Origin of the sequence: Paenibacillus nasutitermitis (genome assembly GCF_014641075.1) — a bacterium.
Taxonomy (GTDB): domain Bacteria; phylum Bacillota; class Bacilli; order Paenibacillales; family Paenibacillaceae; genus Paenibacillus_Z; species Paenibacillus_Z nasutitermitis.
Map to the genome: position 1 here is coordinate 2115974 of NZ_BMHP01000001.1, position 14466 is coordinate 2130439.

A 14466-nucleotide genomic window follows, 5' to 3' on the forward strand; every position below is an offset into this window, starting at 1 on the left:
AAACGTAATACAGTTAGATGGCATTGTTGTGCGGGAAGGAAATAAACGATAAATGTACATCCGAACGATCTTTAATCAAGATGATCCCAACATGAAAGTCATTATTACACTGCTCCTAATGATAAGTTTCTTGACCATTCTTTTCGCGATCGGAATCGGACCGGTATCCGTTCATGCGTTGACCGTCACAAAAATCGTTCTGAGCAAGATTCCGCTTGTCTCCGACTATATCGATAAAGACTGGAACCGGCTCGACGAGAACATTGTGTGGACCTTGCGAATGCCGAGGGTATTGCTGGGCATGATTGTCGGAGCATCACTTGCGGTGACCGGCGTAACGATGCAAGCATTAGTTCGCAACGCGCTGGCCGATCCCTTTATTCTTGGAGTCTCGTCAGGTGCTGCAGCTACCGCTACTTTAGGCATGTTATTCGGGGTCTTCGCTTTTCTAGGCAAATATTCTCTCTCGATCAGCGCATTTCTAGGAGCTGGAGCGACGATTATAATTGTCTATGCCATTTCAAGAGTAAACGGTAGGATCAACATTACTCAACTCCTGTTATCGGGCGTAGTAATCGCCATGATTATGGATGCTATCACGAATATCATTACGCTTAGCGCACCCAATGCCTTGGGGCTGCATAATGCCGCTTTTTGGATGTCTGGGAGCTTGGCTGGAGCCAAATGGGGATATCTCACGATTCCCTTGATCGTTATTGTAATTTGTATGGGCATTCTCATGATTCTCTATCGAGCATTGAACGGCCTATTATTAGGCGATGTGACGGCTGCCACATTAGGATTTAATGTTAGCCGTTTGCAAAAACTGTTTGTTATTATCACAGCTCTATTGGCAGGTGTCACGATCTCAGTTAGCGGTTCCATTGGTTTCGTCGGTTTGATGATACCGCATTTGTCGCGTTTGCTCGTCGGATCCGATCATAAGCGGGTCCTCATTGTCAGCGCGCTGCTTGGCGGAATTCTTGTTGTTTGGACAGACGTAGCCGCCCGCATGGTTGCCGCTCCTCAAGAATTGCCGATCGGTTTGTTAACTTCATTAATCGGGGGACCATTCTTTATTTGGCTCTTGAAGAGAAGATCTCGTGAATAAAAGAGGGATATGATGAAACTTCAAATCGAAGATTTAAGCTTCTCCTATACCGAGCACAAAATGATTGAGGACATTAACCTTCACGTAAATAACGGTGAGCTTGTTGGCATTATCGGTCCTAACGGCAGCGGCAAATCAACCGTGCTCAAAAATTTGTATCGAGCATTTAAGCCCGATTCTGGCGTGGTATTGTTAGACGGCGAAGATATGCTGAAGATGAATATCAAAAAGAGTGCCAAAAAAGTTGGTGTAGTCGGTCAGGAAAACACCGTGCCTTTTGACTTCAAAGTGGAAGATATCGTCGCGATGGGACGGAGTCCTCACAAGAGGTTATTCGAAGGTGAAACACAATCAGACAAAAACATTGTACACGAAGCCTTAGGTCATGTAGGGATGCAAAACAAATCCAAACGGAATTACAGAAATTTATCCGGTGGAGAAAAACAACGTGTACTGCTCGCAAGAGTTCTGGCTCAGCAAACCGATTTACTGCTGATGGATGAACCAACCAATCATTTGGATATTTACTACCAGCTGCAAATGTTCGATCTACTCAAAGGATTGGGAGTAACCGTTCTGTCCGCCATCCATGATCTAAATATGGCAGCATTGTATTGCAATCGACTTTATGTGCTTAAAGCAGGCCGTTTATACAAATCGGGAACACCGGAGGAGGTTTTGACATCGGAAACGATTCGAGATGTTTATGGCGTTAGAGCTGATGTCACGAACCATCCTGTAACCCGGAAGGTTGCCATAACCTATTTGCCCGCGAATCTATAATAATAAAAGGGAGCTGTACAATGAAGAAATGTTTTGCAGGAATGCTAGGAATCTTGGTCATACTGGGGGGAGTGCTAGCTGGCTGCGGAGCATCCTCTAATAATGAAACAGGAGGGAATGTTTCAAAATCTTCAATGGCTTTCGAATATAAGACACTCACTTTCGATAATTATGGAAGAGAAGTTACGATCACAGCCAAACCAACCAAAGTCCTAACACTGGGACCCAATACGACGGAATTATTCGTTGCGTTAGGTTTAACCGATTTTATCATTGGCAATAGTCTGGACAATCATAGTAGAGGCGCATTACCCGAATACGAAGGTGATTATGCAAGGATTCCCGAACTGACCTACGGATCTGCAACTAGAGAAGCTGTCATCACAAGCGGGGCTGACTTCATTTACGGGATCGATTGGGAGTTCGGCAGTGAAGGATTGGACGAGAAGGAATTAGCTGGTATGGGGATCCCTTCCTATAAGAATAGCGCATCAACGATGGATGATATTTACCAAGAAATCAGGGATATCGGTCAGATTTTTGAGATTGAAGTGACTGCTGAACAATACGTTACGAAGCAACAAGAACGAATTGCAGCAGTCCAAGAAAAAATTAAGGGCAAAGAACCGGTTAAAGTATTAGTCTATGATAGCGGCGGAGATGGCGTTTTCACAGCAGGCAAATCAAATTTTGAAACTTTATTGATAGAATTTGCCGGAGGCAAAAATATCTTCGACGATATTGCAGATCAACAATGGACGACGGTAAGTTATGAAGAAGTGTTAAAACGTAAACCGGATGTCATTCTCATCCATGACTATGACATTCCTTCCTTGGAGCAAAAAATATCAGATATTAAAAATGATCCTGCGCTCTCCCAATTAGAGAGTGTACAGAACGGAAACTTTGTAGCAATTTCCTTGGAAAGTGTATTGCCAGGCAATCGTATGGCCTACACAGTGGAAACGTTAGCCAAGGGTTTTTATCCAGAGCTCTTTGATTAACTGATTACACCTTTATTCAAATCACTTGATAAAAGTACATATAACAGTATATTAAAATATATGCGCCAACAAAAACATTTACATATTTAAAGCCGCATAAATAGCGGCTTTTTCATTTTAAGTATATAAGATCCTGTCGCGACTCAATGACAAGAACTTATAGACTTTGCCGGAATTGACAAGACCTTGGATATTTATCTGATTAGATGAGTTTCTAATGTCTATCAATATCGACAGCCTTAGGTGACAACAGAATGTGGTGCACCGTTTGGGCTAAGAAGGAATTGAAGCGGGTCATGTAGAATCTTTACGTTAAAACGTTGGGGGGAATCCGGTGGACCGAGAATCCAAATGGCAGCTGCGGAATCCAAAGAGATCAGTATTCAAGTGGCTGATGGATTCAGACCCTTCGATCCGATGGCAGGTTATGCGTGACTTGATGAAAGCTCCCGATGAGATCGTCGCCACAGAGCGCGCACGGGTTGCGACTGAGGGTTGGGGAGCCCGTCTCCTTTCTTCGCAGTCGCCTGAAGGTCACTGGTGGGCTGACAACGATCCGTGGCCTTGGAAGAATACCTTGTTCACATTGGTAATGTTGAAAGACTTGGGTCTGGATCCGACAAGCGAGGAAGCTCGTAAATCAATCGGTCTGGTACGAGACCGAATAACTTGGTTGTATCATGACAGCAGACCATTTTTCGGGGGCGAGGTTGAGCCTTGCATCAATGGGAGGATTTTGGGAGTTGGCGCTTATTTCGGTGAAACGAGCGACCAACTGGTCGACCGTCTCCTCCGCGAACAACTAGAGGACGGAGGATGGAACTGCGATGCCCCGCCAAGCCGACGTTCTTCATTCCACAGCACCATCTGCGTTCTGGAAGGATTATTGGAGTACGAGAAGGCCAACGGAGCCGACGCTGTGGTGACCGAGGCCCGTATCCGTGGGCAAGAGTATCTTATAGATCGAGGCATGTTCCGATCCCGGTCAACCGGCAAGGTGATCGATCGCAATTGGATGTTGATTTCATTTCCGACTACCTATCATTACGATATCCTTCGTGGTCTTGACTACTTGCGTTATGCCGGTGTGAATCCTGATGATAGGATCGCTGAGGCCGTCGAATTAATCGCGAAGAAACAACAACAAAACGGACGTTGGCCGCTGCAAAACCCGCACTCCGATCGAATCCCCTTCGACATGGAAGGGGAGGCAGGCACGGCTAGCCGCTGGAACACACTCCGCACCTTGAGAGTGTTGGACTGGTATTCGGCTGGGCGGAACACGATAGGTCAATAAAATCAAACGGCAGCCGGTTTTTTATGATTCTAATCGGGACATGAAACCGTCGAGTCGGTTATGGAGGATCTTATGAACATTACGGGTATACAATCGGATTGGAAAGTGGAAAAAATCGAGTTTACCAAGTTAACGGGAGAACGAGCCAGAAGCGCAGGGGCCAATGGCAGAATCGGCATTCATGGAAAAAGCTGCGCAGTGGATATCGCCCGAATTACAATCGATGGGCAAACGGGCTACGGCAGCTCAATACATATGACGCCGGAATGGGCCGAAGTCATAATAGGCCAGCGATTGCTTGACTTATTCGACGACCGGGGAAGATTGAGTGAAGCCTATCGTTTGCAATTGGAATATCCAATCTTGGATTGGTTAGGACACAGACAAGGCAAACCTGTATATGACTTGGTGTCGGGTGCCCACATGGAAAAGGGGGTCCCATTGGTTGTCCCCTGCTATGACACCTCTCTTTACTTCGACGATTTACATGTGCCCGATGAGAAAGCCGCGGTCGCGTTGATGCAAGAAGAAGCAATGCAAGGTTATGCAAAGGGTCAACGTCATTTTAAAATCAAGGTTGGCCGAGGCGGACGCCATATGCCGCTATGGGAAGGGACAAAACGAGATATCGCGGTCGTACGTGGGATTTCGGAAGTGGCAGGTCCCACAGGCAAGATTATGATCGATGCCAATAATGCATATAATTTGAACTTAACCAAAGAGGTCTTGGCGGCTTTGGCAGATGTGAATCTGTATTGGCTGGAAGAAGCATTCCATGAGGATGAAGCCTTGTATGAGGACCTTAAGGAATGGCTCCGTCAACGTGGACAGAATGTGCTTATCGCAGATGGAGAAGGGCTCGCCTCACCGCATCTTATTGAGTGGGCGACTCGCGGCCGTGTCGATGTGCTGCAGTACGATATCATCTGGCCAGGCTTCACGCATTGGATGGAATTAGGGGAGAAGTTGGATGCGCATGGTTTGCGGTCTGCGCCTCATTGTTACGGCAATGCTTACGGCATTTACGTATCGGGGCATTTGTCAGCCGCGGTGCGGAATTTCGAATTTGTGGAATACGATGAGATTACAATTGAAGGAATGGATGTATCCGGATATCGTATCGACAACGGAGAGATTCATATTCCGGAAACGCCGGGATTCGGCATCATGTTCGACGATGAACTTGTAACAAATCTTATAAAGCGATCCGGCTGGTCCCTGAAAAGCCGATAATAAGCCAGAGGATATAATAATGTTGGAGTATAGATGTCTATATGGATAAGCGCTCTTGCCTTGCAAAGCGCTTATTAGTGTGCCAAAGAGCCCCGATGATGGGATTCATGGATCATTCCCCCTTCCTAAATATTGCCGATACCCCCAAGAACAGCTCATTGTTGTGTAACATTGCTTGTTAGGGAGATCAATTCATTAGAACCTGTTTAAATGACTGCAACAAGTAGGCGGCGAGTTAAATCTATATGTTCATAAATAACTACTGATCATGACAGGAGTTGTCACTATTAAGAGTTACACTATCAGGGAAAGATCAATCCTAAAGGATAAAGGAGCTGTATAACGATGGAAGTGCAACTGACCCCGTTTATTATGCTCGACGGCAGCGCCCGGGAGGCAATCGCCTTTTACGAGGATGCACTGGACGCTAAGGTGGTATTCAAGCAGACCTTTGGTGAAGCGCCAGGAGAAGCAGGTCAAGAAGTGCCGGAGCAGGCGAAGGAACGATTGGCCCATTCCATCCTGAAGATCGGAGGAGCGGATCTGTTTGTCGCCGATACGGACCCGGGGGTTCAATACGCTGCTGGCAAGCAAGTGAACATTTGCGTCTCCGTCGCCGATAGGGAACTGGCCCGGAAGTATTTTGAGGCGCTAAAGGATGGCGGACAGGTGGATCTCCCCCTGCAGGAGATCCATTTCAGCCCGGCGTACGGGATGGTGACCGACAAATTCGGCGTCACCTTCCAGATTTTCACGAAGAGGGCATAATGGATAACTTGCAGCTGTCGAACGGCAGATCTCCATGCATATTCTTTTCGCGGTGAGGTGACAACAGTCGTCGATAGTCCGAAGACAAGAACATACAGACATTGAAAGCCGCATAATTGCGGCTTTTTTGTTTTAAATAAAAAAGTATCTTATAACGATACGAGCCAGCCATGTTGCCGTTTATCGGTGTTTTATTGTGTTATTTGATTATATATTCCTAAAAATGGGTAATACAAAGCTGCAGCACTGTTTGGGTCCAATACACCCAGGAAAAGGGCTGATTATGCGTTGAGAGAAAGGAGTTCTGTGTTTAGCCGCCATCAGCCATTTTCCCGCTTCGATCACCCGGTCAGTCAATGTGCAAAGGAGGAGGAATTACATTGTTTCAGGAACGCTTAGCTCTTAGCAAAAGGAGCTTGTATATTTTTACCTCTGTTGTTCTCGCCATTCTTATGTTCATCATACCGGCCCTGCCTGCAGCCGCCGCGGCACCTGGCAAAACCGTTAACGCATCGGCAAAGCTCGCGTATAACCTAAAGGGGCTCAAGCAAAATGTGGCCGTACAAAAGGCATATATCGCAGACAAGTATATCTATGTGACGCAGCGCTCTAAGGGTACTTGTTATCTGTCCAGATTGCGCATTAACGGGAAAGACGCTAAGTACGTAGACCAAATGACCGTCACCAATACCGGTCATTGCCAAACGCTTGATATGTACACATACAATGGGAAAAATTATTTCTACTTCAGTTCCAAAGCAGATTCTTCAACAGAGCAATACTGGTCGCTCCAGGTGGCAAGACTTCAATATAAAGCCGGTTCAAAGGTAGATTATACGAAGCTTAACCGGTTCGTCTATTTGAATTACGCTAATAAGACCGGCAAAAGATTAGGCACAACCTATAGAGTAGACGGCGGTGGGAACAGCAAATATACGTATTTACGCATACAGACAAAGGAAAAAACCGTCACCTGGTCCATTTACAGCACAACGGCCTTGAACAAGCTTTTGGACAGCAAAGAGCAGGTTCGAATGGACAGTGCTGCCGCTGTTAAAGCGAGCGTAGCGAGCTTCACACAATCCGGCAACCAAATTATAAGACCCAATGGATCTTTTCAGGGTGCCGACATGCTGGGGAAAACAAATATTTACACCTCAGGGGGCGCCGAAGGCCAAACTCCTCAGATTGCCATGATGAACAACTCAGGCGCGTACAAGACGCTGGTAAAAATCACTAATGTGGGAAAACATGAAATCGAGGGAGTTCAGACCAAGAACGGGAACGTATATTTTACCATTGTAACGGACCCCAAGAATAAGAAAAACACACAGAAAATTTATTATGTACCGGACTCTAAATTTTAAATAACGGTATGGATGAGATAATGTATATATCCTAAATAGTGTAAAATAAATATACAAGAGTATTATCGCATCAATTAAGAGGGAACTTTTATTTCAATCCGGATATGCGGAAATATTAAAAGTTCGACAAGAATATATAGTCTTGAAAAGCCGCAGCCGCACAGAGTGCGGCTTTTTTTAATACTTGGCTGAAATTGATAACTGCGCCGATACCATAGCCACAGCAAGGCAAAGAGCGGTTCGAGGAATTGATCAGGTTCGAGCGTCAGTGTTTCAGATGCAGTTGACTCCTCTCATCGTGCTTGAGAATGGGGACAATGGAATGGTTGTATTTCGCTCGGGTTGAAATTTTCCGTACGGGTGGGATTGGGGACGAGCGGATTCTGACAAAAGTCGGGGCCAATCGAATTTCGGTGGCCCGTCGCATTATTTACGGGCAGTAGTTTAGATTTTATTCCCAAACAGGGCGGCCAGTCTCGCCAGCCCGCCAAGAACGATTGTTTGTGCGAACTTAGGTGGCCCGACGATATAACCGTCCATCGCCCCCCAGAGTGCACCCAACCATAGCGGATTCCGGGGAATACCTTTTCGATTTATTTTTTCTTCGCATTCCAGCTTGCAGAGGAGCTCGAACATCTTCCAATGGTTACCCGGCGGCCTTATCTCATGTAACATGACAAGAGGGTCACCGCCTACCTTCCAGAACTGATGGACCTGCTTAGGAGACACGACCACTGTAGACCCGGGTCCAGCCATTGTTTCTTTATCGTCAATCTTGAATTGCATCGTGCCTTGCAAGACGGAGAACGTCTCTGTCAAGACGGGGTGCCAATGTGGTCCGTTAATCGCGCCGTTCTTGTAGATACGGTGCTCTACCAGCAAATACTCGCCTTGCTCGTCCCCTTCCAGACAGGTAACGGTTTGACCGTCAGGGTAGAGAAGTACTCGGTTCATGTGACTTGGTTTCATTGTCTAAATCGCCTCTTCTCACTGTTTATATAGATAAGTCTGAGTTGAGTGGGAAAATGTGACACAAAAACGCTAATCGCTAATAATGGGAAAGGGATATAAAAAGGGGGATGATGTGTATGGATTTAACCGCTCTTTTTCAATCCTATAGAAATCTGTTGTTCGCCATTGCCTATCGTTTACTAGGTTCAGCAAATGATTCCGAAGACATGGTGCAGGACACTTTTGCCGATGGGCAGCAAGCAGGCTTGCGCCAATGTGAGAGCTTATTTATGTAAAATCTTATATAACAAATGTAAGGACTTTATGAGAGCGGATGCCAGGGTCCGTTAAGACTACCGCGGGCCTTGGCTGCCTCAGCCCGTTCAGCTTGAACGGGCACTACAGAGGGATACATGGACCTGCAAACAGCGGCTGATCAAGACTCTTTAGACGAGTCCTGGCCAGCCGTTGTTTCATAAACTGCGCTGCGTGCGAAGACCGTCACATATGACGGCTGTTATGCCGGCCGAGAAACCGGCCTCCCCGGTCATTTGTTCAATGGCTAGCAGGGACCCGACCATCAGCGCTTTTACATGATCTGCACTTATATCCTTTCGAACGGCGCCGCTCTGCTGCGCGCGTGTGAGAAGCTTTCCCATCACGCCCTTCAAATTGTCAGATATGCCGGAGGCAATAGCCGACATATCGATTTCGGTACTGGACAAGGCCACCGTCAAAGCTTTGTTGGCTGCTCCACCTTCGATCACTCGAGAAATGTAACGAAAAAAAGCTTCTCCCGGATCATCGTGATTGAGCAGAGATTCCGCCTCCTCAACGAGTTTTTGCTGGTATCGGTGGATGACCGCTTCAAAAAGCAGTTCCTTGGTCGGAAAATTACGATAAACTGTGCCGATTCCTACACTGGCCTGCCGGGCGATTTCCTCAATCGGAACGGAAAGTCCTTCAGCGGCGAATACGGAAAAGGCCGCATCCAGAATGCGCACACGGTTTCTCTGGGCGTCGGCGCGGAGCGATTTGGTTGACGTATTTGTATGATCTGAATTCATTTTGTTATCCACCTCTTGCTTCCATTTTACCCGATCTAATTTGAATTTGACAAACGGAATTCAGATTCCGTATAATTAAGCGGAACTTACATTCCGTTTAAAAAAAGAGACAAATATAAGAGATTTAGCAAAGAGGTGGATATGCGATGCGTGTGAGCAGAAAAGTCGTTATTTCCCGATACGGCGGTCCGGATGTATTAGAAATCGCTGAAATTCCAGTGCCCGAACCAAAGCCGGGTGAAGTGTTGATTCGCAATATGGCAACTACGGTCTCTATCGGGGATGTATGGATTAGAAGCGGACAACTAGCGCTTCCGTTTCGGAAGAAAGCGCCTAAATCCCCGGTTACGCCCGGCTCTGAAGTTGTCGGTATCGTCGAGAAGATAGGAGCCGGCGTTTCCGCGTTTCGCCTCGGGCAGCTGGTCGCCGCGCTGACCGTCTCTGGTGGAGGCTACTCAGAACATGCTTGCCTGGACCAGAACGAAATCGTAGCGGTTCCCGACGGAATCGAGCCAGATGATGTGGCCTGCCTGACGCTGAATTACGTGCTCGCATACCGGATGCTCCATCAAGCAGCCAAAGTCCGGAAGGGAGAATCCATTGTCGTCCTTGGCGCTTCAGGTTCAATCGGTACCGCTCTACTCCAACTGGGGAAGGTATCCGGGCTGGACATGGTCGGTACGGCATCGCGAACGAAACATGATTTCATATCAAGTCTGAGCGCCGTTCCAATCGATTACAGGCACAAGGATTTCATACAGGAGATCAAAAGCATCCATCCCGACGGCGTGAATGCAGTGTTCGATGGTGCAGCCTCAGATATCGGTAAATCATACAGTCTGTTAAGAAGAAATGGCCGGCTGATCGTCTATGGCTTCGTTTCCCCGCAACCAAAACAGATGCTGCCGAGACTCATGAGGCTATTAGCGCTTCGCCTGGTACCAGACGGAAAAAAAGCCGCCTTTTACAGCTTGCTGCTCGCGCACAGGAAAAACCCTCAGGTGTGGAAGGAAGATATGGCAGTACTGTTTCAATTGCTCCGCGACAAGTCAATACAGCCGGTTATCGCACACCGTTTCCCAATTGAGAGCATCAGATCGGCACATGAGACCCTTGAACGTGGGGCCGTCCCCGGAAGAATCATTCTGACGATGAACAGCTAACGGCCACAACAACATTTAACATCTACCAATCAACCGCGCGCACGCGGTTTTTCTTTTTGTTGATTGAGGGCGGCTGGCGATATACATTCTTGTCCTTTGAATTTTTATGGTATTTTCCGACATCGGAGGCGCTGCCCTGCAGTTTTTTTTCGCTTATTTGGCCGAAACGGTTATAGACAATTCGATTAAATCCATGTATAGTTGTATACATGAGTAACCAACCGTTCAACGTTTCAACCATTCTTTAAGAAAAGAGGTCCTTGATGAAACCGACATTGGACGATTCCCAACCCATCTTTCAACAAATCGCCCAAATGATCATGGACGAGATTGTGGGGGGCCAATTAAATGAAGAGGAACAAATTCCTTCCGAAAATGAATTGTCGCGCTTCTATAACATCAATCGGGCGACAGTACGCAAGGGTCTCCAGGCTTTGGTGGATGCACGGATTATTTATAAACAGCGGGGGATAGGCATGTTTGTAAAGAGCGGAGCGAAGCTGCAATTGTTAAAGGAACGCCAGCATCACTATCGTGAACAATTCGTCCTTCCTCTGTTGGAAGAAGCGAAGAGAATCGGATTAAGCAAGGAATCGGTCGTTCAATTGATTTTGGAGGAGGAGTAATGATGATAGATGTAAATGAAGTGGTGTATTCGTACGATAACGTTTCTGTTCTCGAAAAAGTATCGTTCGAGGAGAAGGAGCCGGTGATCGCTGGGCTGTGGGGGCGCAATGGCGCCGGCAAAACAACATTGATGAGATTACTGGCCGGTCATCAACGGCCTCACGGCGGAACGGTTCAAGTTATGGGCTTGGCACCATACGGTAACCCGGCGGCAGTTCGGCATGTTTGCTACATGCAGGAGGATCATCCGTTCAGCGTGATATGGTCGGTACAGGATGCGCTTCGTTTCGGCCAATATTTCAATGCCCAGTGGGATCAGGCTACGGCAGACCGTCTTATCGAAACGTTCAGATTGGACCGCAAGAAGAAAGTATCCAAACTGTCCAAAGGGATGAAGTCTGCGCTTCAGTTTATTATCGGGTTATCCAGCCACGCCGACATAACGATACTCGATGAGCCGACGAACGGCCTGGATGCCGGGATGCGAAGAAGGCTGTATGAGGCATTAAGGGAAAGCCATGAGGAATCGCCTCGTCTTATTCTGATTTCGACCCATCATATTGAAGAAGTCCAGGCGCTCTGCGAATCGTTAATCGTTATGCACAAGGGCAAGCTGCTGCATCATCAACCGATTGACGAGTTCCGCGAGCAAGGCATATGGTTGGCTGGCGAACAGAGCGCGGTGGCGAGCGTAATTGACGGTCATAAAGTGCTGGAACAAAGCGCGTTGGGATCGAAAATCAGGGTGATGCTCGACGCCCCCTATTCGAAGCAATGGAAAGAGCAAGCGCAAGCCAGTGGACTTACGATTGAAAAAGCGGATTTGCAAAATTATTTGCTGAATATAACGGAAGATGCAGGGGTGAATGTATGAACTCACGGAACGCAGTGATGCGATTGATATTTGAGGATGCGAACTGGTATTTTGTAAAACTTATGCTGCTGTTCATTACCGTTCCGTTGACGATCGTATGGATCATTGCCGGTTTGGTCTTCGGCCTCGATCGGGAAACGGTTGCCGCGATATCCGGGCCTGCGTACTTCTTTTGCGCCGGTTTCGGTCTCTTCGGCTTCAAGTCTCTCTTTGCGATATCGATCGGAATGGGAAGCACACGGGAGCAATTCCTTAAAGCTTTCTACAGCGTGGGCTTAGGGGGCGTTATTTTCAGTATCTTGTGTCTGAATATTTGCCAATACGCGCTAGTCACGATCTATCAATGGAATTCGGTAGAAGCCGGCATTCTGCATGCTGCAAAATTGTTTCTCAATGAGTATCATTTCTTCAACTATTTGTGGATCGATTTGATGGTAGGTCTGGCATGCTTCGGTCTAACTTTTTTCGGCTATGCCATTGTGTATCGGGTTGGATTTATCCGCAGTGTCATCATGTTAATGGTCGTAACGGTCGCAGGTATATTTCTATATTATGGAGGCACTATTTCCGCTTTGTTCGAATGGATATCGAATTTCAAGATGAGTGCGATGGCAGTCGTTTCATGCGTCGGGGCGGTGAGTCTGGCTGCGCTATTCATTACATATCCGATGCTGCGCCATGCGCCATTGCATCCGATGCCGAGAAAAGGAAGATGAAAAAGTAGATGATCACGTATGCGAAAGACGGCTTGAAAAGTTAGCCTTTCAGCTGGTTTGAAAATTTGCAAAAGCCGCCGGCATCGATGAAGATGCTGGCGGCTTTTGCGGTCGTATCCGGACTAGTTCACATGATTGAATTGCGGTAAATAGTCGCGATTGGCGGCAAACATTTCGTCGACCATCTGTTTGATCTCGTCTAAGCTCAGTACGGCGGCAGTGAGCGGATCGTTCACGATGGCGTGGAACACTTTGCGCGGATCGCCAGTCATCGAACCTTCGACTGCAAGCAGCTCGTTGATCGCGTTCACCGTGTTGAGCGCAGTCAGCTGAGGCGGCAGCGCGCCGACGTGAATTGGCTCGAAGCCGGCTTTGGAAGCGAGTACAGGCACTTCCACACAAACGTCCGGCGGCAAATTCGTAATATAGCCCTTGTTGCGGATATTGCCGTAAAACTTGAACATCGTGCCATCACCGAACATGGCATTAAAAATCTCCGATGCATATTCATGGCCGCGGTTCAGGTCGATCGGCTCATCATTGAGCCATTTGATGATTTCGTCCTTATCCATCGTTTGCCGGTTCAAGTATTCGTCGAGAATATATGCATGCACGCCGGGATTCCAGTTCGTGCCGTGAGTGCAGTACTTTTCGATTAAATCCGGCCGCTTGCGGAACCAGGCGTTATACTCCGAATTATGCCCACTCGATTCGGTAACGTAATAGTCGAGATGCAGGAACATCTCGTTGCGGACCAGCTCCGCGTTGTAAATGTCCGGCTGGCTTGTAATCTTTTCGCGAATGAGAGGGATAGCGTCCTTGCCGTTCCACTTGTACTCGAGAAACCATGCCTGGTGGTTGATGCCGCCGCACAAATAGCTGGTGTCTTTGGCCTCCGCGCCGATCCAGCCCGCCAGCATTTCCGCCGTTCCTTGAACACTGTGGCACAGGCCGACCACGTTTACCTTCGTATAGTTCTGCATCGCATTGCACAACATCGTCATTGGATTCGTGTAGTTGAGGAACACCGCGTTCGGGCATATCTCCTCGATATCGCGGCAAATGTCCAGCATAACCGGGATTGTGCGCAGCGCACGGAACACACCTGCCGGCCCGCGCGTGTCACCGACATTGATGTCGACGCCGTACTTTTTCGGAATTTCAATGTCACTCCGCCATACATCGACGCTGTTTGCAAGGATCGTACAAACAACTCCGTCGGCTCCTTGCAGCGCCTCTGCCCGATTGGTTGTCGCGATCACCTTTGCCGGGTAGTTGCCGGCTGCGACTATTTTATCCACAGCCTGCTTGATATAACCGAGACGTTCCTCGTCGATGTCCATCAATGCGATCGTACAGTCCGCAAACGATGGAAACGACAAAATATCCCGCACCAAATTTCTTGTAAACCCGAAACTGCCAGCCCCGATAAACGCAAACTTTTTCATTTGACATACCCTCCCGCAATTTGTGAAGTAGCTAGATTCACTATATTCATCATAGCG

General features: G+C 47.6%; 15 protein-coding genes and 1 pseudogene. 13 read left to right on the plus strand and 3 right to left on the minus strand.

The genetic code is table 11. The features are described from left to right. The first annotated feature begins 52 nt into the window (after positions 1-52). The 8 genes and pseudogenes from IEY46_RS08970 to IEY46_RS36890 form a co-directional block, all read left to right on the plus strand. Positions 53-1111 carry a FecCD family ABC transporter permease gene (locus IEY46_RS08970; RefSeq protein WP_229750162.1) on the plus strand — a complete coding sequence of 353 codons (1059 nt, stop codon included), beginning with the start codon at positions 53-55 and terminating at the stop codon, positions 1109-1111. A gap of 12 nt (positions 1112-1123) precedes the next feature. Continuing rightward, the gene (locus IEY46_RS08975; RefSeq protein ID WP_188991832.1) at positions 1124-1894 is read left to right on the plus strand and encodes an ABC transporter ATP-binding protein; all 771 of its coding nucleotides are present in this window, start codon (positions 1124-1126) and stop codon (positions 1892-1894) included. 20 nt (positions 1895-1914) lie between these two features. Next, a complete protein-coding gene (locus IEY46_RS08980) occupies positions 1915-2898 on the plus strand; it encodes an ABC transporter substrate-binding protein (RefSeq protein WP_188991118.1) in 984 nt (327 codons plus the stop codon). 334 nt (positions 2899-3232) lie between these two features. Next, complete coding sequence (locus IEY46_RS08985) at positions 3233-4195, plus strand: hypothetical protein (protein ID WP_229750163.1); 963 nt, start codon at positions 3233-3235, stop codon at positions 4193-4195. 72 nt (positions 4196-4267) lie between these two features. Then, on the plus strand, positions 4268-5428 hold the full coding sequence (locus tag IEY46_RS08990; protein WP_188991120.1) for an enolase C-terminal domain-like protein: 1161 nt from the start codon (positions 4268-4270) through the stop codon (positions 5426-5428). 345 nt (positions 5429-5773) lie between these two features. Next, on the plus strand, positions 5774-6196 hold the full coding sequence (locus tag IEY46_RS08995; RefSeq protein ID WP_188991123.1) for a VOC family protein: 423 nt from the start codon (positions 5774-5776) through the stop codon (positions 6194-6196). Positions 6197-6576: 380 nt separating this feature from the next. After that, positions 6577-7563: a helveticin J family class III bacteriocin gene (locus tag IEY46_RS09000; RefSeq protein WP_188991125.1), complete on the plus strand. Its 987-nt coding sequence runs from the start codon at positions 6577-6579 to the stop codon at positions 7561-7563. A 221-nt stretch (positions 7564-7784) separates the two neighbouring features. Continuing rightward, positions 7785-7903: pseudogene (locus tag IEY46_RS36890) on the plus strand (nuclear transport factor 2 family protein); the annotation flags it as partial. Between the two features lie 104 nt (positions 7904-8007). Here the strand turns inward: IEY46_RS36890 and IEY46_RS09005 are convergent. Beyond that, complete coding sequence (locus IEY46_RS09005) at positions 8008-8532, minus strand: cupin domain-containing protein (protein ID WP_229750164.1); 525 nt, start codon at positions 8530-8532, stop codon at positions 8008-8010. Positions 8533-8651: 119 nt separating this feature from the next. Here IEY46_RS09005 and IEY46_RS09010 point away from each other — a divergent pair, with 119 nt between their 5' ends. Continuing rightward, a complete protein-coding gene (locus tag IEY46_RS09010; RefSeq protein WP_188991128.1) occupies positions 8652-8810 on the plus strand; it encodes a sigma factor in 159 nt (52 codons plus the stop codon). Between the two features lie 177 nt (positions 8811-8987). Here IEY46_RS09010 and IEY46_RS09015 read toward each other — a convergent pair whose 3' ends face one another. Then, complete coding sequence (locus IEY46_RS09015) at positions 8988-9581, minus strand: TetR/AcrR family transcriptional regulator (protein ID WP_188991130.1); 594 nt, start codon at positions 9579-9581, stop codon at positions 8988-8990. A gap of 146 nt (positions 9582-9727) precedes the next feature. Between IEY46_RS09015 and IEY46_RS09020 the strand changes: the two genes are divergently transcribed. The 4 genes from IEY46_RS09020 (at position 9728) to IEY46_RS09035 (ending at position 12961) form a co-directional block, all read left to right on the plus strand. Beyond that, positions 9728-10744 (plus strand): zinc-binding dehydrogenase, encoded by a 1017-nt coding sequence (locus tag IEY46_RS09020; protein ID WP_188991132.1) that lies wholly within the window; start codon positions 9728-9730, stop codon positions 10742-10744. Positions 10745-11007: 263 nt separating this feature from the next. Then, on the plus strand, positions 11008-11370 hold the full coding sequence (locus tag IEY46_RS09025; protein ID WP_188991134.1) for a GntR family transcriptional regulator: 363 nt from the start codon (positions 11008-11010) through the stop codon (positions 11368-11370). Continuing rightward, the gene (locus IEY46_RS09030; RefSeq protein ID WP_229750165.1) at positions 11370-12245 is read left to right on the plus strand and encodes an ABC transporter ATP-binding protein; all 876 of its coding nucleotides are present in this window, start codon (positions 11370-11372) and stop codon (positions 12243-12245) included. The genes IEY46_RS09025 and IEY46_RS09030 overlap by 1 nt, the downstream gene beginning before the upstream one ends. Beyond that, positions 12242-12961 carry a hypothetical protein gene (locus IEY46_RS09035; RefSeq protein ID WP_188991137.1) on the plus strand — a complete coding sequence of 240 codons (720 nt, stop codon included), beginning with the start codon at positions 12242-12244 and terminating at the stop codon, positions 12959-12961. Before IEY46_RS09030 ends, IEY46_RS09035 begins: the two co-directional genes overlap by 4 nt. 122 nt (positions 12962-13083) lie before the next feature. Here the strand turns inward: IEY46_RS09035 and melA are convergent, their stop codons facing one another. Then, a complete protein-coding gene (melA, locus tag IEY46_RS09040; RefSeq protein ID WP_188991140.1) occupies positions 13084-14409 on the minus strand; it encodes an alpha-galactosidase in 1326 nt (441 codons plus the stop codon). Positions 14410-14466: the final 57 nt, after the last annotated feature.

Coding starts and splice junctions, on each gene's coding strand:
- IEY46_RS09010 (WP_188991128.1), top strand. CDS start 8,652: ATGGATTTAACCGCTCTTTTTCAATCCTATAGAAATCTGTTGTTCGCC.
- IEY46_RS09015 (WP_188991130.1), bottom strand. CDS start 9,581: ATGAATTCAGATCATACAAATACGTCAACCAAATCGCTCCGCGCCGAC.
- IEY46_RS08980 (WP_188991118.1), top strand. CDS start 1,915: ATGAAGAAATGTTTTGCAGGAATGCTAGGAATCTTGGTCATACTGGGG.
- IEY46_RS08990 (WP_188991120.1), top strand. CDS start 4,268: ATGAACATTACGGGTATACAATCGGATTGGAAAGTGGAAAAAATCGAG.
- IEY46_RS09030 (WP_229750165.1), top strand. CDS start 11,370: ATGATGATAGATGTAAATGAAGTGGTGTATTCGTACGATAACGTTTCT.
- IEY46_RS09025 (WP_188991134.1), top strand. CDS start 11,008: ATGAAACCGACATTGGACGATTCCCAACCCATCTTTCAACAAATCGCC.
- IEY46_RS09020 (WP_188991132.1), top strand. CDS start 9,728: ATGCGTGTGAGCAGAAAAGTCGTTATTTCCCGATACGGCGGTCCGGAT.
- IEY46_RS08995 (WP_188991123.1), top strand. CDS start 5,774: ATGGAAGTGCAACTGACCCCGTTTATTATGCTCGACGGCAGCGCCCGG.
- IEY46_RS08970 (WP_229750162.1), top strand. CDS start 53: ATGTACATCCGAACGATCTTTAATCAAGATGATCCCAACATGAAAGTC.
- IEY46_RS09035 (WP_188991137.1), top strand. CDS start 12,242: ATGAACTCACGGAACGCAGTGATGCGATTGATATTTGAGGATGCGAAC.
- IEY46_RS09005 (WP_229750164.1), bottom strand. CDS start 8,532: ATGAAACCAAGTCACATGAACCGAGTACTTCTCTACCCTGACGGTCAA.
- IEY46_RS08975 (WP_188991832.1), top strand. CDS start 1,124: ATGAAACTTCAAATCGAAGATTTAAGCTTCTCCTATACCGAGCACAAA.
- melA (WP_188991140.1), bottom strand. CDS start 14,409: ATGAAAAAGTTTGCGTTTATCGGGGCTGGCAGTTTCGGGTTTACAAGA.